We start from the raw sequence: 24451 nt of genomic DNA on the forward strand, positions 1-24451 counted from the left end.
GCGGCCTACATCCCGCTCGAGGCGGCGTCGTCGGTCAGGCGCTGCAGGAACTCGTCGGTGTCCATCTCGCCCTGCACGTAGGCGGGCCAGAGGTTCTTCCATGCGGTGCTGAATCCCGCCGGGCCGTGCACGCGCGCATGCGGGTAGCGATAGGTCAGATCGGCGGCCTCGGTGACGAGGCCGGTCGCCAGCGGTTCCAGGTCAGCCGCTTCGGTCGCCGCGGGGTCGACCCGCACCGGCGGGTTGGCGCCGGTCGCCGCCGCCTGGGTGAGCACTTCCTCTTCGGAGGACATGAACTTGACGAACGCGTCGACCGCCTCGAGCCCTCGCTCGTCGGTCGTGCCGGAGACCCATCCGGCGCCGGACACGATGACGGTGCCCCGGTCGCCTTCCGTCCATCCGGGCGCGGGCGCGTAGCCCGTGTGCTCGTACAGGTCGGGTGCGGCGGCGTCGGTCGTGAGGTTGGTGCTGACGAACCACGGCCCGTTGGCCACCATCGCGGCCTCTTCGGTCAGGTAGGGGGCGAAGGCGTTCTGGGGGTCGCCGGAGAACGCGTCGGCGTTCACGTAGCTCTGCTCGTGCCAGTCGCGCAGGCGCTCGGTCGCCCGGGTCACGACCGGGTCCTCGCCCCAGTCGTCCATTGTGGCGATCCCTTCGCCCAGGAATTCGGGTCCGCCCGGCTGGGTCCCGATCAGGTTGACCCACATGAGCATCGTCGTCCAGTCCCCGTCCATGGCGATGGCGATCCCGCCCTGGCGCTTGAGTGCCTCGGCCAGGTCCTCGAACTCGTCCCATGTGGACGGAAATTCGTCGTAGCCGGCGACTTCCAGCATCGCGGTGTTGTAGTAGATCCCGATCGCGTCGCGCTGCTGCGGTATCGCCCAGATCTGGCCGTCCGGGCCCGTCAGCGCGTCGAACGCCTGGTCGTGGAAGGTGGCCGCCCACTCCTCGTCGTCTTCGAGGGCCGGCGCGAAGTCGTGGAGCCTGCCCGTCTCCTGCATCGCGGTGATCTCGGCGGAGTTGAGCTGGAACACGTCGGGCAGGTCGCCGGCCAGGGCGAGCCGCTGGTAGTACTGCAGGCGGTCGTCACTGGACCCCGCATTCGGGTTCTCGATGGTCTCGACCTGGTACCGGCCCTCGAACGCCTCGTTGAACCGCTGCGCGGCTTCGTAGTTGTACTGCAGGAACGGGTCGGTGGGGCTCTCCTGGCAGGTCGCGCAGGTGATCACCACTTCGCCCGATGCCGAGGTGTACGGGTCGGAACCGCATCCGGTGACCGCCGCCAGCAGTGCGGCCGCCGAAGCCGTCGCCGCGATCATCGTTCCGGGTTTGCTCATGACGCCATCTCCCTTGATGGTTCTTCCTGTGAATGAACGGTCGTTGGTTCGCCTCAGTAGCCGGCGACGCGCGGCCAGTGCCGCTCGATGCCGGCGTCGTCCAGCTCCCGCGTGAACTCGGCCAGCAGCTCCTCGTCGGCGCGGACCTGCCGCGGCGTCGCCTTGCGCTTCGCGCAGAACGCGACCAGGTGGCCGGCGACCTCGCCGATGTTCCACTCCACGAGCGGCATCCGGTACGCGCCGTTCGTGATGTGCGTGGTGCCGATGTTCTTCGCGCCGGCGAGCAGGTTCTCGACGCGCACCGGGATCATCGCCCCGAGCGGCAGCTCGAACGGGCAGCAGCCGATGTCGATGTACGGGTCGCCTCCGGTGGAGGGATGGAGGTCGATGCGGTACATCCCCACGCCGACGCTGTCGTCGTGCGCGACGGCGCCGGCCGCTCCCCGCACGTCGAGGGAGAGCTCCTGCTCCACGATGGTGTGTTCGGCGCGGATGCGGCGCGACTCCCTGATGTACAGCGACTTCGCCAGGCCGTCGCCGGTGTCGCCGACGATGTCGCCGCGCAGGCGCAGCCCCGGCCATCCGGTGCCGCCGTCGGGGCGGGGGGCCTCGGTCTGCAGCCAGTACAGGAACGACAGGCTCAGCTCCCGTGCGGCCCGCGCGTGCGCCTCGGCCTCCGGGTGGCCGTAGACGGGCCCGCCCCAGTAGTCCATCTGCGGCCAGTTGACCAGGGTGACGTCGCTCGGGTAGGCGTCCGGCCGGAAGTGCGCCCGGGCCGCGATCCGCCGGAACGTCCAGAGGTTGCGGTCCCTGGAGCCGACGCGCTGGTCGTTGTAGTCGGGCCGGATCGTCGCCGGGTCCTCGTCGGGGTTGGGCCAGAACCGGTGCTCGACCGGTCGGCGCGTCTTGGGGTGCGGCGCGGTGAAGGAGAGCTGCCCGTTCGGCCAGTCGACGGCGCGGGCGGCCTTGAACTCGTCGTAGCGCCCTGGTTTGTCGACGGTGTGGTCCTCGCCGGGCCGGTGGTCGAGCGCGAAGCACACCGACACCGGCTGCATGTTGAGCGGGTCGGCGACCTCGGGGGCGTGGGGTTCGCCGGTCTCGGTCCGCGATTCGGCGCCGGTGACGTGTTCGACGTCGGCCAGCGGCAGCAGGTCCCCGGTCTCGCTCGCGTCGACGACCCACTGGGCCGCGATCGTCGTCGTGTCGCCGGTTCGCTTGCAGCGCACGGTGACCGCCGTGATGCGGTCGCCGTCGGTCTCCGCGGCGACCGGTTCGTGCTCCATGAGGACGCGCAGGCGGCCCGAGCCGCGCAGCGGGGCCGCCATGGCTTCGAGCACGGCCACCGTCACGCGCGGTTCGTGGCACAGGTCGGAGACCTTCGCGCCACCGGGGTTGAACGCGCGCCGGTGCCGCGCGGCGTCGGTCAGGGGGTAGTGCCGCCGGTAGTACTCGCGCACGGCGTCGCGGTAGGCGCGGTAGGTCGCCGTGCTGCCGAACTGCTCGATCCAGACGTGCTCGTCCGGGGGGACCGCCTGGGCGGTGAGCACGCCGCCGAGCCAGTCGGTCGGTTCGGTGAGCGTCACGCGGATGCCGCGGCGGGCCGCGGTCAGGGCGGCCATGACGCCGCCCACGCCGCCCCCGACCACGAGGAGCTGTGTCTCAGTTTCACTCATGCGGTCATGACATCAGGATTCGACCATCATGAACATGGCTGTAATACACTGATCTGTGTCCCAGTTTGATGCCCACGCGCGTAGGCTCCGTATCACGGACGCGACCGCGAGACAGATCGTGCAGCCCGCCGGCTCCAAGATCGGACCCCGCCGCCAGCAGGAGATCCAGTTCATGCTGATCCATTCCGGCTCGATGAGCGTGCGCATCGACGGCGGGCCCGCGCGCGACGTGCCCGCGGGCCAGATATGCCTCCTGCTCCCCGGCCACACCGAGGAGATCCGGTTCGACGGGCGCGCCGACACCGGTGAGACGCTGGTCCGGGGCCGCATGGAGCAGGCGACGGACCAGATGCGCGCCTGGCTCGAATCCCTCCGGCCCACCAGGCCGCTCTCGTCCGCCCTGACCTACCTGGCGCGCGAGGCCGTCGCCACCGAGCAGACCCGCCTCACCGCCGACGGCGCCCTGGTGGACGCCCTCGCGACGGCGCTGCTGTGGCGGTTCATCGCGGAGTTCAAGAACCTTCCCGCCGCGCTGCCCGGATCGATCGAGGACGCCCGCCTGTTCATCCACCGGAACCTCGAACAGCCGATCACGCTCGACGACATCGCCCGGGCCGCCTCGGTCACCCCGGCCCATCTGGTCCGGATGTTCCGTTCCCACATGGACACCACGCCGGTGCGCTACCTCTGGGACCGCCGCATCTCCCTCGGCGTCGAACTGCTGACCTCGACCGGTCTCTCGGTCGGATCGATCGCCGTCCGCTGCGGATTCAAGACCAGCTTCCATTTCTCCCGGAAGGTCAAGGAGACGACCGGCCTGTCGCCCACGGAGCTGCGGACGTCCACCTCACGAGCCTGACGGGGCGGGCGCCGGTGAGCCGGCTCAGGAGGCCGCGAGCGACTGGTCGGAGCGGATCCGGTTGCGGTAGCGCAGCGGGGACTCACCCACCTCCCGCTTGAACGCGTTGCTGAACGCGCTCTCCGAGGCGTAGCCCAGTTCGGTGGCAAGTGAGCCGACCCGAACGTCGCCGTCGCGCAAAGCCTTCTGCGCCAAGAGCATCCGCCAGCGGTTGAGGTACGTCAGCGGCGGCAGGCCCGCCACGGTCCGGAAGCGTTCGGCGAACGCGGTCCGCGACATCGCCGCGGCGCGCGCCAGATCCTCCAGGCCCCAGGACTTCGCCGGGTCGGCGTGCATGAGGTCCAGGGCCGGGCGCAGCCGCTCGTCGGTCAGCACCCGGAGCCACCCGGGCGGCAGTTCGGCCTGGTTCACGTAGGCGCGCAGCACGTCGAGCAGGAGCAGCTGGCCGTACTGGCGGATCGCGAACGCCGAGCCCATGCGGTTCCCGCTCATCTCCTCGAACAGCCGGTCGAGGCTGCCGCGCATGTTGGCCGCGGCGGCGTCCGACGCCCGCACGTGCGCGACGGGAGGCAGCGCCTTCAAGAGCACCGCCCGCCCGGCCTCGTTGAGGTCGATGCGGCCGCCGAGGAGGACGTCGTCGGTCTCGCGGTCGGCGCCGATGAAGCGCAGCTCGTTCTCCTCGGGCGTGACCTCGCGGCGCGGCCCGTCGCCGGTGCCGCCCTCGACCCGCAGCCAGGACCGGCCGTTGAGGATGACGACGTCGCCCGGTTCGAGGTCGATCGGCCCGTCGATGCCGTTGGTGTTCACCCGGGCGCGGCCGCCGACCATCGCGAAGAACTTCATGCTCTCGTTGATGGTCCCGCACGACTGCCACAGGCCCCGCACCGCGAACCCGCCCGAGAGCACCCCGCGGACCTCGACGAGATCGAACACTTCTGAAAGATGGTCACCGGTCATATCTGTACTATCGCGCAGAAAATACGGACTGACAACCATTCAGCATCCGGGATTCCGGACGCAGACTGGTCCCATGACACAGCGACAGCACCCGATCGGCACCGGATTCACCGCCGCTTCCACCGCGGACGACGTCCTCGAGGGCATCGACCTCTCCGGCCGGAACTTCATCGTCACCGGCGGCCACGTCGGCCTCGGACTCGAGACCACGCGCGCGCTCAGCAGGGCCGGCGCCGCCGTCACCGTCGGCGCCCGCGACCCCGAGCGCGCCGCCGGCGCGCTCGCCGGCGTCGAACGCGTCGAACTCGACCGGCTGGACCTCCTCGACCCGGCGTCGATCGACGCCTTCGCCGCCCGCTACGTCGACTCCGGCCGCGCGCTCCACGTCCTGATCAACAACGCCGGGATCATGGGCGGCCGGCTCAGCCACGACGCGCGCGGCTACGAGTCGCAGTTCGCGACCAACCACCTGGGCCACTTCCAGTTGACGCTGGGCCTGCTGCCCGCCCTGCGCGCCGCACGCGGCGCCCGGGTCGTCACCGTGACGTCCGGCGCCCAGCGGCAGGGCCGGATCCGCTGGGACGACCCGAGCTTCAGCACCGGATACGACCCCTTGGCCGGCTACGCCCAGTCCAAGACCGCCAACGTCCTGTTCGCCGTCGAACTCGACCGGCGCTTCGCCGCCGAGGGCATCCGCGGCTACGCCGTGCACCCGGGCATCATCGCCGGCACGAACCTCGGGCCGCGGTCGAAGGACGACGACACCGCGGCGTTCAGCGAGGACCAGATGCGGGAGATGGGGCTGATCGACGCCGACGGACGGCCGGTCATCGACCCCGAACGCGGATTCAAGACGCCGCAGCAGGGGGCCAGCACCAGCGTGTTCGCGGCGACCAGCCCGCAGCTGGCCGACATCGGCGGCGTCTACCTGCGCGACAACGAGATCTCACCGCTGGACACCGCGACGCCCATCGCCTTCAGCGACGCCGCCGGGGTGACCCTCACCGACGTCGTGCCGCACTCGATCGACCCCGAATCGGCCGCGCGCCTGTGGGAGATGAGCGAGCGCCTGATCAAGGCCTGACACCCAGCCGCACCCACCAGTTCTAAGGACAGCAGATGCAGTACCGCACGCTCGGCCGCACCGGCATCAAGGTCAGCCCCTTCGCGCTCGGCGCGATGATGTTCGGGCCCGTCGGCAACCCCGACCACGACGACTCGGTCAAGATCATCCACAAGGCACTCGACGCGGGGATCAACTTCATCGACACCGCCGACATGTACTCCGGCGGCGAATCCGAGGAGATCGTCGGCAAGGCCCTCAAAGGACGCCGCGACGACGTCGTGCTCGCCACCAAGGCCCGGTTCCCCGTGGACTTCAACCCCGGGAGCACCGCCCCGGCCGTGCCCAACCGGTCGGGCGCCTCACGGGTCTGGCTGACCCGCGCGCTGGAAGGCTCCCTGCGCCGCTTGGGAACCGACCACGTCGACCTGTTCCAGATCCACCAGCCCGACCCGGACACCGACGTCGAGGAGACCCTCTCGGTGCTCACCGACCTGGTCCGCGAGGGCAAGGTCCGGGCCGTCGGGACGTCGTCGATGCCGGCCTCGGACCTCGTCCGGTCCCACTGGGTCGCCGAGCGGCGCGGCCTCGTCCGGTTCCGCACCGAGCAGCCGCCCTACTCGATCCTCAATCGCGGCATCGAACGCGAAGTGCTGCCGGTGGTCCAGGAGTTCGGCATGGGCGCCCTGGTCTGGAGCCCGCTCGCCGGCGGGATGCTCACGGGCCGGTACCGCAAGGGCATGGACGCCCAGACGCACCGGTCCAGGTTCGGCTTCCAGCACCTCAAGGACGACCGGCGGCTCGACGCCGTCGAGCAGCTGATCCCGCTCGCCGAGAAGGCCGGGATGTCGCTGGCGCACCTGGCCCTGGCCTTCGCCGTCGCCCACCCCGGCGTCACGTCCGCGATCATCGGGCCGCGGACCATGGAGCACCTCGACGACCTGCTCGGCGGCCTCGACGTCGCGCTCACCGACGAGGTCCTCGACCGGATCGACGAGATCGCGCCGCCCGGCACCGACATCGGGCGCCTGGACATGGCCTACGACCCGCCCGCGATCCAGAAGGCCGCCCTGCGCCGGCGCCCGCTCGAGGAGCGCGCCGCCGCCTGAACGTCGAGCGAGCGCCCCCGCGGGTCCCGCGGGGGCGCCGCCGTGCCGTTCTCGGGGCCGGGCGTCGACTTATGCGCCGTGTGCGCGGCGCAGGATCGGCGGGTTGAGCAGGGTCGCGTCGCCGCGGCGGAACAGCTGTGCCGGGCGTCCGGGCTCGCCCTCGGTCGTTCCGCCCGTTGGGGACACGAAACCCGGTGTCGTGGTGGCCTTGCGGTGGAAGTTGCGCGGGTCCAGCGACTCGCCCCAGACCGCTTCGTAGACCTGGCGCAGGGCCGCGATGGTGAACTCGGGCGGGCAGAACGCGGCAGCCAGCGGCGTGTACTCCAATTTGGACCGAGCCCGCTCGACCCCGTCTGCGAGGATGCGGTCGTGGTCGAAGGCGAGGCCCAGCGCGCCCACCGGACGCCACTCGGCCTCCGCCGCATCCGTTCCGGCCGTGGGAATGGGAAGGTCGGGGACGAGCGCCAGGTAGGCGATCGTGACCACCCGTCCGCGCGGATCGCGGTCGGGCGCACCGTAACTCGCGAGCTGCTCGAGATGCCCGCCCGGCTCGGCCAGGCCGGTCTCCTCGGCGAGTTCACGCCGCGCCGCCGCGGCCAACTCCTCGTCGGCGTGGACGAACCCGCCCGGGAGCGCCCACCGGTCGAGATGGGGTTCGAGGCCGCGCCGCACCAGCAGCACGTGCAGCCCGCCGTCTCTCACCGTCAGCACCACGAGGTCCACCGTGACAGCGAACACTGGATAATCCATTATCACCACCTTGACGATAATCTAGCACAGCGGTTATCGTCAGTATGACGTGAAATGGAGGCCCAACCCATGGCCGATGTAACGAGACTGCTCCACCTGCGACACCTGCGCGGCACCCCCACCGTCTGGGTCCGATTCCAGAAGCGCGACCGCACCGTCAAGGAGGGGACCGGGCAGTCGTTCTGGTACCGGCCCCTGGTCGCCGTCCTCTCCGAAGTGCCCGTCGACGACCGGGAACTCCCCCTGATGTTCCACGCCCGCACCGCCGACTTCGCCGACGTCACCGTCCAGGCGACGGTGACCTACCGGATCGCCGACCCGGCGCTGGCCGCCACCCGGCTCGACTTCTCCGTCGACCCCTACCGCGGCAAGGCCCGTGCCCGGCCTCTCGACCAGGTCGCGACCCTGCTCACCGAGCTCGCCCAGCAGCCCGCCCTGGACCTGCTGGCCCGCGTGCCGCTGGCGGAGGCGCTCACGCTCGCCATCACCGAGGTCCGGGAGTCCGTCGCCGCGGCGCTCTCGGACGAGACGCGGCTCAGCGACATCGGGGTCACCGTGGTCAGCGCCCGGGTGGTGGCGATCCGGCCCGAACCGGAGCTGGAGCGGTCCTTGCAGACCCCGACCCGGGAGGCCGTCCAGCAGGAGGCCGACAAGGCCACGTACTCGCGGCGTGCCCAGGCCGTGGAGCAGGAGCGGGCCATCGCCGAGAACGAGTTGCAGAACAAGATCGAACTGGCCCGGCGCGAGGAGCAGCTGGTCGAGCAGAAGGGCGCCAACGACCGGCGCCGAGCCGAGCTGGCCGCCGCGGCGGCGCTCGCCGTCGCCCAGGGCGAGGCGGAGCAGTCGCGCACCCTCGCGTCCGCCGAGGCCGACCGGATCCGTGCGGTGGGAGCGGCCGAGGCCGAAGCGGAGGCGGCCCGCATGACCTCCTACCGCGACCTTCCCGCGACGGTGCTGCCGTCGCTGGCGCTGCGCGAGCTCGCGGGCCAGATGCCCGAGATCGGCCAGCTGACGATCACCCCGGACCTCCTCTCCGGGGCCCTCTCGCGACTCGCCGACGGCTCGCGATGAGCGCGACGCTGGCGCCGAGAGTGGTGGTGGTCAGCCGCCGCAGCGAACTGGACGAGCTGCTCGCCCGGCACGGCACGCGCGCCGCGGCCGAGCACTTCCTGCGCCAGCGCGGCCGCGACCTGGGAGAGGTCACCGTCCGGCACGAGGCGCTCGAGGCGGCGCTCACCACAGTGGACGCGGCGGTCCCGGCCGAATGGCGCCGGGGCCGGGTCGACCGGGCGGACCTGCCCCGGTTCCTGTTCTCGCCGGAGGACCTGGTCGTCGCGGTCGGCCAGGACGGGCTGGTCGCCAACCTCGCGAAGTACCTGTCGGGCCAGCCGGTGATCGGCGTGGACCCCGAGCCGGGGCGCAACCCCGGCGTGCTCACGCGCTTCCAGGCCCGCTCGGTCGCCGCCGCGCTCCGGGCCGCGGCGCAGGGCTCGGCGGCGATCCGGCGGCTGACCATGGTCGCGGCCCGCCTCGACGACGGCCAGGAGCTGGCCGGTCTCAACGAGGTGTACGCGGGCCACGGCACGCACCAGTCCGCGCGCTACCGACTCGTCGGCGCGGACGGCGCGGACGAGCGGCAGTCGTCCTCCGGGGTGCTCGTCGGCACGGGCACGGGGGCCACCGGCTGGAGCGCCTCCGTTGCGGCCGAACGGGGTGGGAACACGGTGCTCCCGGCCCCGGAGGAGCCGTCGCTGTCCTGGTTCGTGCGGGAGGCGTGGCCGTCGCCGTCGACCGGCACTTCGCTGACCGCCGGCGTGTTGAAGGCGGGGGAAGAGCTGCGGCTGGTCTGCGAGAGCGAGCGGCTCGTGGTCTTCGCCGACGGCCTCGAATCCGACCACCTCACCGTCACGTGGGGGCAGCAGGTCGTCATCGGCCTGGCCGACCGCCATCTTCACCTGGTCGTGCCCCGCTAGGGCGTGGCGGCGGCCGACCGCGATCGGCGTCGGCCGCCCGGTCGGCCGACGCGAGCCCTTCGGCGGCGCGAAGCGGGTTTCAGGGGCCTGCGTCCCGATCTTCGGGCCGCCGGCATCGAGGAGATCGGGCGCGTCGGCTGGTGGGTTCGCAGTGGCGGCGGTCGGCATCGGGCTCGTGGAGCGCGGCGACGCCTACCCGTTCCCGATCGGCGCCGGGGTCTCGATCTGGAGTGCCTGGACCTCGGGCGTGTCGAGGGGCGCGTCCTCGACGTCGCACAGGAGGCGCAGTCGCTCCTCGGTCCCGGTGTACGGCTTCGGCAGCTTGACGACGAGTTGCAGGTCGGGCGCTTCGGCCGAGTGCAGCACCACCTGTTCGAGTCGCAGCATCCCGATGCGGGGGTGGTCGACGTCCATGTCGATGCCCGCGCCCCGGTGCACCACCTCGTGCTCGTCCAGCCACGCCGCGGCCTGCGGGAAGTGCTCCCGCAGCCTTCCGAGCAGGGCTTCCATGCGCCGGTTCGGATCGCGGGCGAAGGACTCCCGCAGCTCGCCGACCATCCTGCGGGCGTGCGCCTCCCAGCCGACGGTCTCGGAGCGGATCCGCTCGGACGCGAAGAACAGCCAGGCGGGGTTGCGGTCTCCGGGCGGCACCCTCGTGTACCCGTAAAGGGCGTCGGCGACGTCGTTCCAGCCCACCAGGTCCCAGCCGCCGTCGATGATGATCGCGGGCGCCGGATGCTGCGCGTGCATCATCCGCAGCAACCGCTCGGGAACCCCCGCTCCGATCGGCTCGGACGAGGGCGGCAGTTGACCGACGAGCCGGAACAGGTACTCCGTGCCCGCCGCGTCGAGCCTGAGCGCGCCCGCGATCGCCGCCAGGATCTCCGGCGAGGGATTGATGTCCCGGCCCTGCTCCAGCCAGGTGTACCAGGTGACGCCCACATTGGACAGGACGGCGACCTCCTCGCGGCGCAGACCCGGCGTCCGCCGCCGCAGACCCGGCGCGAGACCGACCTCTCCGGGGGACAGCGCGCGGCGCCGACTGCGCAGGAACTCCCCCAGCGCGGCTCTCCGTACCTCTTCCACGTGCGGCTCCCAGGTGTTCGGACTACCAGTATCGAACACGCCAGTCGGGCACCCGGTTCCCGGGCGACGCTTGGACCGATCGCAACAACGCATGAGCGAAAGGGAGCGAACGGTGCACAAGCACATCACCGGACCGGTGCTCGCCGCACTGGCCGCGGCGACCCTGGTGGCCGCCGCATCACCGGCGACCGCGGCAGGGCCGCAAGGGGAACGTCGTCCCGACCTCGTCGAGGCGCAGGCGCCGACCCTGTATCCCGAAGGCGTCGCCTACGACTCGGGCCGGGACGCCTTCCTCGTGTCCTCGGCACGGCACGGGACGGTCTCGATCGTCGCCGACGACGGGACGGTCGAGACGCTCGTGGAGGACCCGGCCATGATCGCCGCGCTCGGCGTGACGGTCGACGCCCGCAACGACCGGCTGCTGGTCGCCAACGCGGACAACGGAGTCGCCGAGGGCTCCAGCTCTGAGACCGCCGGACTCGTCGCGGGGCTGGGGATCTTCGACCTCGAGAGCGGCGACCGGATCGCGTACATCGACTTGGCGGCGCTGGTTCCCGACGGCGGGGGCTTCTTCGCGAACGACGTCGCGGTCGCGCCCGACGGCACCGCCTATGTCACCGACTCGTTCGCGGGCGCCGTCTACGCGGTCGAGCCGGACGGGTCGGCCTCGATGCTGGTCCGCGACGAGCGCCTGGCGTTCGAGGGCGGCTACGGCGCCAACGGGATCGTGTACGACAGCGGCCGCCTGGTCGTGGGGAACTACTCGGACGCCTCGCTCTGGCGCATCGACACCGCCCGCCCGGACCGCTTGCGGGAGGTGAAGGTCGACGGCGACCTGACCGGTGTGGACGGCCTGCGTCTGCGTCCGGACGGTTCGCTGGTCGCGGTGCTGAACACGCTCGGCGGCGGGGGCGAGGACGCGGTTCGCGTGCTGTGGCTCTCGCGGGACTGGGGGTCGGCGACGGTGAAGTCCGGCAAGGACTGGCCGGATGCCGCACCGACCGCTGCAACGGTGGTCGGATGCTCGGTGCACGTGCTGAGCGGGGATCTGGGACTGCTGCTGTCGGGGACGGGCAGTTCGGACGAGTTCTCGATCCGCCGGTACTGATCGGCGGGCCGGCGGTCAGGTGACGCCGGTTCGGAGCGGGGTCGGCGCCTCTGGCGTCGGCCCCGGCCTGCTCGCCCCGGCACGGAAACGCTCCCATATCTGAAATCTACTATGGACCGTTCGAGCAGAACCCGCACCGCGCGGCTTCCGTCGGGCGTTCGCTCGCGGACCATGCATCCTCTTGTCCGGCAATGGAACCATCGTGGAGAATGATCCGCAGTAGACTGGATACCAGTGAGTAACATATCGGTCTCCGAAGCAGAAGTTACACGAAAAGTGCGAGATCTATTGAAGCCCATTGTTTCCAGGCCATAGACTCTCGATCATGCATCCCTCCCCTCGAGCAGTCGCCGTGGGGGTCGACCTCGGGTCGGCGACCACGACAGTGTCCACGCGCCGAGACGACAGCGGTCCTGAGGACCGGGACGTTCAACAGAGCACGACCCCTCTGGTGAACGCCGACGACCCCGAACCGACCCGAACCCCCGACCCGAACCCCGACGAAGAGCCGGTGCTCGTAGGGCTCGCCGTCCCCGCCTCCTGGAACTCGACCCGGCGCCGGGCGCACGCCGAAGCGGCCGCGAACGCCGGGTTCGACGCCTCGTTCCTGGTGTCCGAGCCCGAAGCCGCCGCCCGGCAACTGGCCGAAGCCCAAGGCCGCCTGCTCGACCCGGGCGCGCCGCTCGTCGTCTACAACCTCGGCGCGGCCTCGTGCCATGTGGCCGTGGTCCACCGCGAAGGCGACCAGTACCGGGTCGACGCCGCGAAGAGCGCCGACGACATCGGCGGGCGGGCGTTCGACCAGCTGCTGCTCGAGCACCTCTCCGTCCGGATCCGCCACTCCGACGCCGAATACTGGGCGCGGGTCCAGAACCCCGGCGAGACCGTGCTGCGCGCGGGCGTGCTCGACGCGGTGTGCGCCGCCCGCGAGCACCTGTCCGACCATCTCTCCGCGAGCGTCGCCCTGCCCGGGCTCGACCACGAACTGCGCTTGACCCGCGAGGACGCCGAACAGTGCCTCAGCCCGGCGGTCCTGCGCACGGTGAGCCTGGTCGAGGAGACCATGCGGGAGGCCGGAGTCGAACGGGGGCAACTCGAAGCCCTGCTGCTGGTGGGCGGGGCGAGCCGGACTCCGCTCGTGCCCACCGTCCTCGGCCACCACCTCGGCGTCGAACCGGTCAAGCCCGAACTGCCGGACCTGGTGATCGCCGAGGGGACGGCGCTCGCGGGACTCGCACGGATCGGCGGCGAGGAGACGGCCGAGGCTCCGGTGGCCGCCTCGCCGTTCTCCCGGCTGCGGACGAGCCCTGACGTGCTGGTGACGATGATGGTCGTCGTCGTCGCGGTCTTGGCCTTCGCCGGTGTGGCCCTGCTCAACCGCGGGACTCCGGACACCGAAGGACTCGACGCCGGCAGCATGACGCCGTCCCCGCCCGATGCCGCCGGCGAGGCCGAACCCGAGGAATCGGACTCCGGCGGCACCGAGGAGGAGCCGGCCGACGAGCCCACCTCCCCTGAACCCTCAGCCCTCGAAGAGGAGACGGACGGGCCGTCCCCGACACCGGAGTCTGCGACGACGGCCGCCACGGCGGATCCGACCTCGCCGGGCACCTCGGCCTCGCCGGCGGCCGACGCCGGGGCCGCGATGCCGAACGTCGTGGGCGAGTCGGCCGCCGACGCCGAGCGCCTTCTCGCCGAGGCCGGATTCACGAGCGTGACGACCGACGGCGAGCGCCGAACAGGGTCCACGTACGACCATTGCGAAGTCACCGCCCAGAGCCCCGGGAGCGGCTCGCAGCACTCGTACGACGACCCGATCACCCTCGAATACGTCTACGTGGGAACCGATTCCTGCTGAGCGGCAACGGATCCGGCCCGGGCCGTGGAGCTCGGTCGCAGGCGGCATCGGCGTGCTCGCCGAGCGCTTTCAAGGTCGGCTCTACGCCGGCGGCTACAGTCAAATACCTTGTTGTCGATATATATCTCGTTGACCGACGAGGGTGCTCGGGTCGGGGCCGTCGGAGCCTTCGATCCATTCGAAGAGGAGCTCGAAGTAGGTGATCCGCCGATCCGCCTCGGCGTCGACGTACGGGCTGAGGGTGCGCGTGGACGAGGAGTCCATGTAGGCGAACCCGAAGCCCGTCAAGTGCTCGGCCCACGGCGGGGCCGTGTCCGAGAAGGCGCGCCTCTCTGCGTCCCAGGCGATGACGAACGGCAGCACGGTGGAGACGTAGAGCGTGCCTTCGCCGTCGACCTCGTAGACGCAGGACGTGTTCATGTTGGAGTCGGTGACGGGACGCGCCACCGGCGAGAGCGCTGCTGCGACAAGGTCGTCCCACACCCCCGAGAACGCCGCCTCGCGAGCCGGTCCGAGCGACCAGGTGGGGATTCGGTGGCTGCCGATCGCCGTCGCGAGATATCGGTTGATCACCTCCCACCTGGAGTGGCGCGGACCGTTCATGCCGTCCCTTCTTCGATTCGGGCGCGAGGCCGAGTGCGGTCGGTGGGTTCCCCGACGAGCGGTTCGGCGATCGGCCGAACTCTCGATCCGGGTCAGGCGGTCCTGACCGAGACTCCGAGTGCGTTGGGGAAGTATGCGACCGGCGTGAAGACGCTGTCGCCGGCGCAGTAGCCCACATGGCTTCCGTACGCCCGGTTGCCGTGGGACCAGCCGCCGCCGGAGTCGCCGCCGGTGGTGACGCGCTTGTTCATCTGGACCATACGGGCGGTGCTGACGCCGTCGATCGTGCAGGTGAGGCTGGGCCGCAACAACAGAGCCGAGCAGTCGCGCTGATTGGTGGTCCGGCCGTAGACGCAGATCGATTCGCCGGTGGTGAGTCCGGAGGCCGGCTCGGTGGAGGTCGTGGTGCGACGCGTGTTCGCATTGGCGTAGAACCGGGCAGGAGTGGAGTTGCCGGGCACGGTGTGCCATTCGACGTCGCCCCACCGGCCGCGATGCTGCGATCGGTAGTCCATCGCGTGCCAGCCGGAGCCGTCTTCGAGGATGCGGGTGATGCCGTCGCAGTGGCCGGCGGTGGTCACGCCTTGGGTGCCGCCGGGAGTGATGACGGTCCAACCGCTGGTGCACGATGTGCCGCCGCCGACCTTGGCGCCCCCGAAGGCGTATTCGAGCCCGGCTTCCAGGGAGTCGGTGAAGTTCAGTTCGACGCCCTCGTCGAACTCCTCGGACAGGGCGGCCCGAACGGCCGTCCTGCTGGACGAGAGCTCCTCGGTGGTCTCGATGTCGGCTTCGACGGTGCCGCTGGTGATGTCGACGGCCGTCATCAGGGTGTCGTAGCCCATGCCGATGAGCTCGGCGTGCAGCTTGTCGTTGCGCGCTTCCAGTTCGACGAACGAATAGGGCTGGCCGTCGGCGATGTTGACGGCGACCTCGGCCGAGGCGGCGAGCGCGTTGATCGCGGGGGCGGCGGTGCCCTTGATGTAGAGCGTGGGCGCGCCGCCGGGCTCTGTGGACAGTGCGGACCCGACGAAGGCGTCAGGGTATGCCGCCGCGACCTGGACCGCCAGTTCCCCGATCGCTTCGGTCGCTTCGTGCTGGGCGAGCGCTTCGGCGTAGGTCCAGCCTTGGGCCGCGGCTATGAGGGTGAGGTCTTCGGCGAGGGCTTCGTCGGCGGTCTGGAGGTAGGGACCTGCTTCGGGCTCTTCGGCATTCGCGGCCGCCGCGGGGGCGAGCAGGAGTGCGGACGATGCGAGCGCGATGAGCGCACGTGTCTTCATCATGTTCCGTCCAGTCTCTCGGAGGGGGTCGTCTCGGCGGCGACCTGTCCGATGGTCGGAAGCCGAGACCGAGGCCGCCGAGTCGGGAACCCGAGCGCGACCAGGCCTCGCCACCATTCTTTCTGTGAAAGGAGGGGAAATCGAGGCGGAAGACCGGCGGGTGACCGGCGGCCGTCGGCTCCGCCACAGCGGGCGCGGTCGATCGGTGTACCCGGCGGCTCAACGCCGCCGGCACCAGGTTCGTTCGCGGGATTCAGCGGGATTCAGCGGGATTCGAGGGTCGCCAGGTCGCGGAGGGCGTAGTGCCGGTGCTCGCAGTGCTCGTTGAGCACCACCCGCAGGCACCTGCCGACCGGCAGGCTCAGCACTCCCCAGGTCGGGGCCGGCTCGGCGGTGACGAGCCGTTCGAACTCGGTCTCGGTCAGGCCCTCGACCGCGTCTCGCATCATCGCGGCGCGACCGGCGCGGACCTCCACGATCTCGTCCCAAGACGGCCGCGCGTCGACGTCGACGCCGATCTCACGGGCCGCGTCGGCCGGAAAGTCGCTCGTCGGCAGACCGATCCGGTGGAACGGCCGGGCCTCTCCCCTCGCCATGCGCCCCACCCAGATGTCGGTGGCGAAGACCAGGTGGCGCATGGTCTCGGCGAAGGACCACTCGCCGTCCACCCGCTCGTTGCGGACCGCCTCCGGCAGGCGCTCGGCGCGGGCGACCGCGTCCTCCCAGAGCCGCTCGAGGACCGTCCACATCGATCGGTAGTCGTCCGGCGTCCGCACCGCCCGCAGCTGCACGCGTTCGGGATGGCGCCGGTCGAGTTCGTCCCGCACGAAAGCGGTGACGTCGACGTCGTTGACCACGAACCGGTCGATCTCGCCGGCGTGGCCCGACACGCGCAGCTCGGGGATCGCCGACGCGGTGATGCGGACCCGGCTCAGATCGCAGTCGCGGAACACCGCGTCCGAGAGGTCGACGGACTGGAAGACCGCGCCGCGGAAGGCGTCAGTGTGCTCGAATCTCGCTGTCATCGCACCATCCTCCCCTGCCCCACCGACAATCCGGTCGAGTCGTCGGTTTCAGCCGGGATGGGGCGGCTTACGCGCGTGGGGCGCGGCGGCGGCCGACGTAGCCTCGGGGGCGCACTCCCACGCGCAGCGGGATCGTGGACTCCTGCGCCCGCGATCGGCTCAGGACCGGCGATTCGCGCGCGTCCGATCGCCTCTCGCTCGACCAGGGCGGGTCGGCCGTCAGCGGATCAGCCCCGAACATCGCCGGAGTCTTCGCATCCCACGGCGGCTTCGCCATCGGCGTGACGAGGACCGGTCGCGTGGCACGCGATTGGGAACCCATGGTGACCGTCGGTGTCCTTCCTGTCGAGGCACGAGCGGCTCGGCTCGTGCGGATCCGCGGCGCGAGGCGCCGGTGCGGCTTGAGTTCGGTCGGGCATGACACCGCGTCCCGAGAACGCGCGGGTCAAGGGCAGTCGTGCAGTCCCCAGTAGGCGATCTCCACGGGGTGGTCGTGCTCCACGGCGGCCTCCGGTTCGGGGTTCTGCGACACGATCTCGCAGGCCTCGGGGGCGGCCCCGGCGAACAGGAGCGTGGGGACGATGCGGACATCGGTCCAGCCGAGGGAGTGCAAGTGCGCCTGGGCTTCGGTCGCGTCCATGCCGACGACGTCGGGAAGGCGCACGCCGGCGGCCGCGGTGGTCTCGACGGACCCGCCCGGGTCCGGCAGGGCGACGGCGGGTGCGGGCGCGGTCGTCGCTTCGGGGAGTGTCGACGCCTCCTGCGAGGGCGCCTCGGACGCGGTGGGGGCGGCATCGGCGCTCACCGGTGCGGACGGGGATTCGGCGGCGACCGTGTCGGCTCCGGATTGCGCGTCGGTGCGAGCCGGCGACCACGGCCGCCACAGCATGAGAACGGCCCCGACGGCAAGGACCAGGATCAGCGACGTGACGAAGACCCGCGGCCCGGCCCGGCGCCGGAGGCGGGTCGTCGGCACGCCCGTGTCGTCGGCCGCAGTGGATGCGGCGCGGCAGGCCGCAGCGAGCGCCGAGGCGCTCGGCCAGCGGTCCTCGGGGTGCTTCTGCAGGCACCGCTGCACGAGCGCGGCCACTGCCGGGGGCAACGAGTCGGGAAGCGGCGGCGGTTGCGCGTGCAGGTGCTGGTAGACGACCCCGTGCGGGTCGTCGGCGGTGAACGGGGGGCGGCCGGTGAGGCACTCGTAGGCGACCGCGCCGAGGGAGTAGAGGTCGGCAGTTCCGCGCACCTGGCCGCCGCCGAGCTGTTCGGGCGAGATGTAGGAGAGGGTGCCCAGGACATCGCCGACCGAGGTCAGCCGGTCGTCCCCGTCCGCGAGCGAGATGCCGAAGTCCACGACTCGCAACCGGCCGTCGGGTTCGACGAGGAGGTTGCCCGGCTTGATGTCCCGGTGCACGATGCCGCTGCGGTGGGCGACGGCGAGCGTCGCGGCGGTCGCGGCGACGTACCGGAGGGTCTCCTCGACCGAGAGGACGCCGTGCTCCGCGATGAGCGTCGCCAGCGAGGTGCCCTCGATGAGCTCCATGACGATGAAGCGCACCGCCCTGCGGCCCGACGTGTCCTCACCGTAGTCGTAGACCTCCACCAGGCCGGGGCCGCGGACGCTGGCGAGCGTCTTGGCCTCGCGGGCGAACCGGTCCCGCGCCTCTCGCGGGAGATGGCGCGTGCTGCGGAGGATCTTGACCGCCACCGGCCGTTCGAGCAGCGTGTCGAAACCCCGCCACACCTCGCCCATGCCGCCCGCCGCAATGGGGTCTTCGAGACGGTAGCGCCCTGCGACGAGCGTTCCGAGATCCACAATGGCTCCTTCATGGCCGATTCCGGCGAGATGACCGCCTTCGACGCGGGCGGTGAAGGGCACCTGCACCATATCGGTCGGCTGCGGGAACGGCCGCCTGCGCGACGCGAGCCGATCGGCACCGATGCCCAGGTCGCCCAAGCATTTCCGGGCTCGATCAGCCCGTGGAAAATGAAACCTGAAATCATCGAGTTCACCCGTTGGTGGGTACCGCCGGCGGCAGTCCAGAGTATTCCTAGGGTTTCGACGCGCTGTTTGCGAACGCCATGGCACGCCCGGTCCCCGGGGGCGGACGCCGCCGAAGGGAGTCCTGGCGGCGACCGCTCGGCAGAGCGCGGCGATGGCGGCTCCCCCATAGGCTGCGGCGGTGCCGGTCCCTGCCGGTCGATCAGATCCTGTCTGCCGCTGCGGGGATGGCGTCGTCGATGAGGACGGCTGCGATTGCGGTGGCGGTGGCGAACGCGTCGGCGTTGAGGACTCGGCCGCGGGCAGAGGCGCCGTCCAACAGCAGCGCCAGTTGCTCGCCGAGCCGTTCGGGATCGGCGGCGCCGGCCTCGCGCGCGGCATCGGCGAGCCGGGCGGCGAAGCCGATCTTGTAGTCGCGGGCGAGAACACGCGCCGGGTGGCCCGGGTCGGGGATCTCGACGGCCGCCGCGATGAACGGGCACAGGGGCGCGTGCACCTCGAACGCGGCGAGGAGCCGTTCGCGAGGCGTGAGGTCGGTGCGGTCGAACACCTCGGGCAGGATGTCGGGATCGAATCGGCGCAGGCACTCGGCGATCAGCTCGTCCTTGCCGGAGAAGTGCTGGTAGAGCGTGCGCTTGGACACCTCGGCCGCCGCGCAGAGCTGGTCCATGCCGGTGGTGTTGATGCCCTGATCGCGAAACAGCCGCTGTGAAGCGCTGACGATGCGCTCTCGCGCGCCCCTGCCGCGGCGCAGGCCGCGCGGCCCTTTCTCCAACTCGGTCACACGACCAGTCTAGCTCGAATGGGTACCGATCGGTGTGCATAGCTTGCGCCCCGCGCCGACCGCTGATACGTTAAGTACGCAGATCGGTGTACATAGCATCGGCGCAGCAGGTGAATGGAGTGGTCGTGGGAAAGCTCGATGGCAAGGTCGCGGTGATCACAGGCGCGACAAGCGGGATGGCGCTGGCAGGCGCGAAGCTGTTCGTTGACGAAGGGGCTCACGTCTTCATCTCGGGCCGGCGGAAGGACGCGCTGGACGCCGCCGTCGAACGGGTCGGCCGGAACGTGACCGGCGTGCAGGCCGATTCGGCCGACCTCGACGACCTGGACCGTCTGTTCGAGACGGTCAGGCGGGAGAAGGGTTCGGTCGACGTGCTGTGGGCGAGTGCCGGAACGGGCGAGCAGGGCAGGCTCGGCGAGATCACCGAAGAGCAGTTCGACGCCGCCTTCTCGCTCAACGCACGGGGCACGCTGTTCACGGTTCAGAAAGCGTTGCCGCTGTTCAACGACGGCGGCTCGATCATCATGACCGGGTCGAACGCGTCGCTCCGGGGCTACCCCGACTGGGGCGTGTACGCCGCGAGCAAGGCCGTGCTGCCCGCCTACGCACGGGTGTGGGTGTCCGAGTTGCGCGACAGGAGGATCCGGGCGAACGTGCTGACCCCCGGCCAGGTCGCCAGCCCGACGATGGAGGCCGTGATGGACGAGCAGACGAAGGCCCGGTTCGAATCCGTGATCCCGCGGCGGGCGATGGGCCGGCCTGAGGAGATCGCCTCGGTCGCGCTGTTCCTCGCCTCGGACGACTCGAGCTACGTCAACGGCATGGAGCTGGTCGCCGACGGCGGCACCACGGTCATCTGATGAACGGGCACCGGACCGTCGGATAGGCGCCCCTGACGTATTCCGGGCGCTGCGTCCGGAAAACGTCAGGGGCGCTCCCAGGCGATCGCGGCGCTGCCGGGCCGCCGCCCCCTGGCGCCATCTCGCTACGATCGCGGCATGGCCGCTCACAAGCCCCGCACTGATCGATCGGCGACGCTTCGGACCTGGATCGCGGCGCATCGCCGGAAGCCGGTGGTGGTCGTCGGCGTGGTCTGCGCTCTCGCGAGCGGCTGTGGACTCGTCGCCGCCTTCGGCGACCTGTACGGGGAGAATCCAGTGAGCTGGTCGATGGTGCTCGGCCCCATGGTGGTGACGGTCTTTCCGACGGTCGAGCTCGCGTGGAGCAGGGACCGGGACCTGTCGATGGCGTCGATGAAGCGGCGGTGGCTCGTCCTCCCGTTTCTGGGGGTGCTCGGCGCCGTCGTCGCCATGGGCCTCGCCGAGCTCGCCGTATACGCGGTGAACGCCGAGGCCGCCGGGCAGGCCGCGGACGTATGGCTCGACGGGTTCTCCGCGGACGGTCCGGCGCTGGTGTCGGTGTCGTACGGCCTGCTCGGCTACTTCATCGGTCTGCTGCTCGCCGTCGCGTTCTACTCGTTGATCCTGTGGCCGCTGCAACTGATCCGGCGCCAAGGACGGGCGATCGGGGAGCACCCGATGGACACCGCTGATCCGGACACGACCCTCGATTAGCCACTGGACCGCCTTGAGCGAACGGGGCTGTGGCGGCAAATGACTAGGATCGCGTCATGACTGCTCATAAGGCTCGTACTGACCAGTCCAGTGCGATTCGCGCATGGTTCGCGACCAATTACAGCGTCCCGGCGATGATCGTCGCCGTGGTCGGGGTGCTCGCGAGCGCGTGGGGACTCGTCGTCGCGGTCGGGGATCCGGACGGTGAGAATCCGGTGAGTTGGCTGATGTTCCTCGGTCCGGCCGCAGCGGGCGGTTTTCCGACGCTCGAGCTCGCATGGAGCAGGGACCGGGATCTGTCGACGGCGTCGATCAAGCGGCGTTGGTTCCGCCTCCCGATACTCGGCGCGCTCGCCGCCCTCGCCGCGATGGGCGTCGCCGAAATCGTCATGAACGCGACGGGCGCCGTCGCCGCCGCGCAGGCCGAGGACCAGTGGCACTACTGGTTCCCCACGGACGGGCCGTCGCCGGCGTCGGTGATGTTCGCCCTGCTCGGCTGGGTCATCGCGCTGCTGTTCTCCTTGACGTTCTTCATGCTCGTCCTGTGGCCGCTGCAACTGGTCCTGCGTCCCCGCCAGGCGATCGGCGAGAACATGATGGACACCTCGGAGCCGAACCTCCGCCGCAACCGGGCGGCCCTGGCGTTGACCCTGCTCCTCGTGATCGACGCCTTCGTGATCTCCGTCGCCCTCGCGCTCGAAATCGACTGGCTCGCAGTGGCCGGGGTCGTGATCGGGGTCGTCATGCTGGTCGTCGTGGTGCTCCTCCAACGGGTCGACAAGCAGCGCCGCGCCGAGGCCGGTCTCCCCGCGGGGGTCGAGATCAGGCGCAAACGCAAGCGCGACCACTACTGACCGATTGCGGCGCAAAACGGTCGGGCGCGGGGAAAGTAGGGTGCCCATATGTCCATCGCCCCTCTTCTGAGCATCGACTTCGGCACCTCCCACACCGTCGCCGCCCTCCGCCATGCGAGCGGGAACGTGGAGTCCGTTCTGTTCGACGGTTCGCCACTGCTGCCCTCGGCCGTATTCGCCGAGGCCGACGGGCTGCTCACCGTAGGGGGCGACGCCCGTGATGCGGCGCGCCGCGACCCGGCCCGGTTCGAGCCGCACCCGAAACGGCGCGTCGATGACGGGACCGTGCTCTTGGGCGACCTGGAGTTCGCCGTGTGCGACCTGTTCGCGGCCGTGCTCTCCAAGGTGCGCGCCGAGTGCGGGCGAATCCTCGGCACCGCCCCGAACGCGGTGACCTTGACGCATCCGGCGGCGTGGGGCCCGACGCGGCGGCTGGTCCTCGAGGACGCGGCGAAGGCCGCAGGGTTCGTGTCCGTGACACTGCTGCCGGAGCCCGTCGCCGCGGCGACCTACTACGCCACCGCGCTGAAGCACCTGGTCCCGGTCGGCGCCGCCGTCGTGGTGCACGACTTCGGCGGCGGCACCTTCGACGCGAGCGTGGTGCGGCGCAGTCAGACCGGATTCGAGGTGCTCGTCGTCGACGGCCTCGACGACCTCGGCGGCATCGACATCGACGCCGCGATCGTCGGCCACCTCGAAGGGCACTTCGGCGCCGACGAGGGCTGGCGGCGGCTCCTCACCCCGGCCACTCCGGTGCAGTGGCGGCAGTGGCAGAGCCTCTACGACGAGGTGCGGCAGGCGAAGGAGCGGCTGTCCCGCCACTCCAGCGCGGACCTGTTCATTCCGGTGATCGACCGGGAACTGCACCTCACGCGCGCCGAACTGGACGCGCTCACACGACCGCTGCTCGCCCGGGCGACGCGAATGGTCGCGGCGGTGATCCGCAGCGCGCGGCTTCCGGAATCATCGGTCGTCGGCATCTTCCTGGTGGGCGGTGCGAGCCGGATGCCGCTGGTGTCCACCATGCTCCACCAGGAGACGGGGAGGCCGCCGACGATGATCGACCGGCTGGAACAGGTCGTGGCCCACGGTGCCCTGCTCGCCCCGCCGACCGCAGAGGCACCGGAACCGCCGCAGTGGAAGTACGAGCCCGCGCAGCCGCCGCAGCCTGCCCGGCAGCCGCTGAACGCGGCGCGGGCCGCTCCGACGCCGACGCCGACGCCGACGCCGCAACAGTCGGTCCGGCCGCTGGCAAGCGCGCCGCAACCCGCGCTGCGAAAGGAGCGCATGCCTTGGCTGCTGGGATGGTTCGCCGTGGCCCTGGTCTTCCAGGCGCTGCCGATGTCGGACCTGATCTACGACGCGTTCTACAACGCTGACGAGCACCTGCTCTACTTCCTCAACGCGGGAAGGGGTCTCGTCCTGGCCTGCGTCCCATTGCTGTGGGTGCGCAGGCCGTGGGCGTGGTGGGCGCTCGTCGCCGCGCAGGCAGTGCTCATGCCGGTGCTGGTGCTCGTGCCGGTGCTGCAGACGCTCGGACTGCTCGGTTAGGAGACCCTCATGCAGATGATCGATACGCCCGCAGCCGGCGATTACGTGATGCTCCTGCTGTTCGCCGCGCTCGCCGCCACGGGTCTCGCGCTTCTGGCGCGCCCCGCCGCCCGGCGCTGGTTCAAGCGCCGCTAGGTCGAGTCCGGGCTTCGAGCTCGTCCGGTCAGCTCGCCGCGGCCTCCTCGACGCGGTCCAGCCATTCGTCCAGGAAGGCGTCGAGCAGCACCGGCTGCTCGAGCTGGAGGTTGTGCCCGGCCCGGTCGAGCACGGCGAAGGTCGCGCGCGGGTAGTGCTCAAGCAGCGCATAGACATCGGCGTACCCGGTGTTGTCGTCCTGCCGACCGGTGACGATGAGCGCGGGCCGCTCGAACGGCGCGCCGGATTCGGGGGCGGTGCTCAGCTCGTAGTTGCGCGCCACCCGAACCAGCCCCTCGTCGTCGGCCAGCGCCAGCCCCGGCGCGATCTCCTCGCGGAAGCGGCGGAACGTCTCCGGGGACTGCACGACCGCGAGTTCGCCGTAGGAGGCGGCGTCCGCCGGCGGCAGCCCGGCCATGAACGCGGGATCGGCGGCGATCACGGTGTGGGGTGGGAGGGTCCGCTTGGAGTGGCGGGCCTCTTTCCCGATGGGGCACACCAGGCCGAGGCCGAGCACCTGCTCGGGGCGGGAGTTGGCGATGGCGCGGGCGAGGTAGCCGCCGTAGGATTCGCCGACGATGAGGAACGGCGCGCCGCCGATCGTGTGGTCCACGAAGCCCTGGAGGGCGTTGAGCATGTCGTCCGTGCCCTGGTACTTCTCGGTGATCTCGGTCTGCCCCATGCCGGGGAGGTCGGGGTAGAGGCGGCGGTAGGGGCGTCCGCCGGGGCGTGCGGCGGAGCGGCGGGCGAAGAACGGCTCCATGAAGCCGGTCATGAGGCGGTGGTCGGGGGTCCAGCCGTGGATCGCAAGGACGGGGGTTCCGGTCCCGTGCGCGACGAAGTGCATTGGCATGGGCGCAACCCTAGGACAGCGGC

At 70.9% G+C, this 24451-nt stretch carries 23 protein-coding genes; 12 read left to right on the forward strand and 11 right to left on the reverse strand.

Annotated features, from left to right (window positions below):
- Positions 1-5: 5 nt before the first annotated feature.
- Entirely contained in the window at positions 6-1337 is a 1332-nt protein-coding gene (locus BLQ63_RS17520; RefSeq protein WP_091038092.1) for an ABC transporter substrate-binding protein, read from the reverse strand.
- A gap of 53 nt (positions 1338-1390) precedes the next feature.
- Positions 1391-3010: an FAD-dependent oxidoreductase gene (locus BLQ63_RS17525; RefSeq protein WP_091038095.1), complete on the reverse strand. Its 1620-nt coding sequence runs from the start codon at positions 3008-3010 to the stop codon at positions 1391-1393.
- A 118-nt stretch (positions 3011-3128) separates the two neighbouring features.
- On the opposite strand from BLQ63_RS17525, the gene BLQ63_RS17530 reads away from it, so the two are divergent.
- Positions 3129-3869: a helix-turn-helix transcriptional regulator gene (locus BLQ63_RS17530; RefSeq protein ID WP_177154988.1), complete on the forward strand. Its 741-nt coding sequence runs from the start codon at positions 3129-3131 to the stop codon at positions 3867-3869.
- A gap of 24 nt (positions 3870-3893) precedes the next feature.
- Here BLQ63_RS17530 and BLQ63_RS17535 read toward each other — a convergent pair whose 3' ends face one another.
- Complete coding sequence (locus BLQ63_RS17535) at positions 3894-4826, reverse strand: AraC family transcriptional regulator (protein ID WP_091038100.1); 933 nt, start codon at positions 4824-4826, stop codon at positions 3894-3896.
- Positions 4827-4899: 73 nt separating this feature from the next.
- Here BLQ63_RS17535 and BLQ63_RS17540 point away from each other — a divergent pair, with 73 nt between their 5' ends.
- On the forward strand, positions 4900-5910 hold the full coding sequence (locus BLQ63_RS17540) for an SDR family NAD(P)-dependent oxidoreductase (RefSeq protein ID WP_091038103.1): 1011 nt from the start codon (positions 4900-4902) through the stop codon (positions 5908-5910).
- A gap of 35 nt (positions 5911-5945) precedes the next feature.
- Complete coding sequence (locus tag BLQ63_RS17545) at positions 5946-6998, forward strand: aldo/keto reductase (protein WP_091038105.1); 1053 nt, start codon at positions 5946-5948, stop codon at positions 6996-6998.
- 69 nt (positions 6999-7067) lie between these two features.
- On the opposite strand, the gene BLQ63_RS17550 is transcribed toward BLQ63_RS17545, so the two are convergent.
- On the reverse strand, positions 7068-7748 hold the full coding sequence (locus BLQ63_RS17550) for an NUDIX hydrolase (RefSeq protein ID WP_091038107.1): 681 nt from the start codon (positions 7746-7748) through the stop codon (positions 7068-7070).
- 69 nt (positions 7749-7817) lie between these two features.
- On the opposite strand from BLQ63_RS17550, the gene BLQ63_RS17555 reads away from it, so the two are divergent.
- Positions 7818-8819 (forward strand): SPFH domain-containing protein, encoded by a 1002-nt coding sequence (locus tag BLQ63_RS17555; RefSeq protein WP_091038109.1) that lies wholly within the window; start codon positions 7818-7820, stop codon positions 8817-8819.
- On the forward strand, positions 8816-9721 hold the full coding sequence (locus tag BLQ63_RS17560; RefSeq protein ID WP_091038111.1) for a diacylglycerol kinase catalytic domain-containing protein: 906 nt from the start codon (positions 8816-8818) through the stop codon (positions 9719-9721). The genes BLQ63_RS17555 and BLQ63_RS17560 overlap by 4 nt, the downstream gene beginning before the upstream one ends.
- Before the next feature lie 192 nt (positions 9722-9913).
- On the opposite strand, the gene BLQ63_RS17565 is transcribed toward BLQ63_RS17560, so the two are convergent.
- Positions 9914-10807, reverse strand: coding sequence for a helix-turn-helix transcriptional regulator (locus BLQ63_RS17565; RefSeq protein WP_177154989.1), 894 nt, complete (start codon positions 10805-10807; stop codon positions 9914-9916).
- A 112-nt stretch (positions 10808-10919) separates the two neighbouring features.
- Between BLQ63_RS17565 and BLQ63_RS17570 the strand changes: the two genes are divergently transcribed.
- Positions 10920-11915 carry an SMP-30/gluconolactonase/LRE family protein gene (locus BLQ63_RS17570; protein WP_143014970.1) on the forward strand — a complete coding sequence of 332 codons (996 nt, stop codon included), beginning with the start codon at positions 10920-10922 and terminating at the stop codon, positions 11913-11915.
- A 325-nt stretch (positions 11916-12240) separates the two neighbouring features.
- The gene (locus BLQ63_RS17575) at positions 12241-13773 is read left to right on the forward strand and encodes an Hsp70 family protein (RefSeq protein WP_091038117.1); all 1533 of its coding nucleotides are present in this window, start codon (positions 12241-12243) and stop codon (positions 13771-13773) included.
- Positions 13774-13872: 99 nt separating this feature from the next.
- Here BLQ63_RS17575 and BLQ63_RS17580 read toward each other — a convergent pair whose 3' ends face one another.
- The 5 genes from BLQ63_RS17580 to BLQ63_RS17600 form a co-directional block, all read right to left on the reverse strand.
- The gene (locus tag BLQ63_RS17580) at positions 13873-14376 is read right to left on the reverse strand and encodes a hypothetical protein (protein WP_091038120.1); all 504 of its coding nucleotides are present in this window, start codon (positions 14374-14376) and stop codon (positions 13873-13875) included.
- Positions 14377-14468: 92 nt separating this feature from the next.
- A complete protein-coding gene (locus BLQ63_RS17585) occupies positions 14469-15656 on the reverse strand; it encodes a chymotrypsin family serine protease (RefSeq protein WP_143014971.1) in 1188 nt (395 codons plus the stop codon).
- Between the two features lie 260 nt (positions 15657-15916).
- Positions 15917-16678, reverse strand: coding sequence for a DinB family protein (locus BLQ63_RS17590; protein WP_091038124.1), 762 nt, complete (start codon positions 16676-16678; stop codon positions 15917-15919).
- A gap of 445 nt (positions 16679-17123) precedes the next feature.
- Positions 17124-18491: a serine/threonine-protein kinase gene (locus tag BLQ63_RS17595; protein ID WP_177154990.1), complete on the reverse strand. Its 1368-nt coding sequence runs from the start codon at positions 18489-18491 to the stop codon at positions 17124-17126.
- A 388-nt stretch (positions 18492-18879) separates the two neighbouring features.
- Positions 18880-19461 (reverse strand): TetR/AcrR family transcriptional regulator, encoded by a 582-nt coding sequence (locus BLQ63_RS17600; protein WP_091038130.1) that lies wholly within the window; start codon positions 19459-19461, stop codon positions 18880-18882.
- 125 nt (positions 19462-19586) lie between these two features.
- On the opposite strand from BLQ63_RS17600, the gene BLQ63_RS17605 reads away from it, so the two are divergent.
- From BLQ63_RS17605 to BLQ63_RS29665, 5 genes are all read left to right on the forward strand, one after another.
- Complete coding sequence (locus BLQ63_RS17605; RefSeq protein ID WP_091038132.1) at positions 19587-20321, forward strand: SDR family oxidoreductase; 735 nt, start codon at positions 19587-19589, stop codon at positions 20319-20321.
- 138 nt (positions 20322-20459) lie between these two features.
- Positions 20460-21035, forward strand: a complete 576-nt coding sequence (locus BLQ63_RS17610; protein WP_091038135.1) for a hypothetical protein — start codon at positions 20460-20462, stop codon at positions 21033-21035.
- A gap of 56 nt (positions 21036-21091) precedes the next feature.
- Entirely contained in the window at positions 21092-21889 is a 798-nt protein-coding gene (locus BLQ63_RS17615; RefSeq protein ID WP_143014973.1) for a hypothetical protein, read from the forward strand.
- A gap of 48 nt (positions 21890-21937) precedes the next feature.
- On the forward strand, positions 21938-23440 hold the full coding sequence (locus BLQ63_RS17620; RefSeq protein ID WP_091038139.1) for an Hsp70 family protein: 1503 nt from the start codon (positions 21938-21940) through the stop codon (positions 23438-23440).
- A gap of 9 nt (positions 23441-23449) precedes the next feature.
- Entirely contained in the window at positions 23450-23575 is a 126-nt protein-coding gene (locus tag BLQ63_RS29665) for a hypothetical protein (RefSeq protein ID WP_281187959.1), read from the forward strand.
- 28 nt (positions 23576-23603) lie between these two features.
- Here BLQ63_RS29665 and BLQ63_RS17625 read toward each other — a convergent pair whose 3' ends face one another.
- Positions 23604-24428 (reverse strand): alpha/beta fold hydrolase, encoded by an 825-nt coding sequence (locus BLQ63_RS17625; RefSeq protein WP_218125323.1) that lies wholly within the window; start codon positions 24426-24428, stop codon positions 23604-23606.
- Positions 24429-24451 lie beyond the last annotated feature (23 nt).

It is taken from the genome of Glycomyces harbinensis, assembly GCF_900101745.1.
GTDB lineage: Bacteria > Actinomycetota > Actinomycetes > Mycobacteriales > Micromonosporaceae > Glycomyces > Glycomyces harbinensis.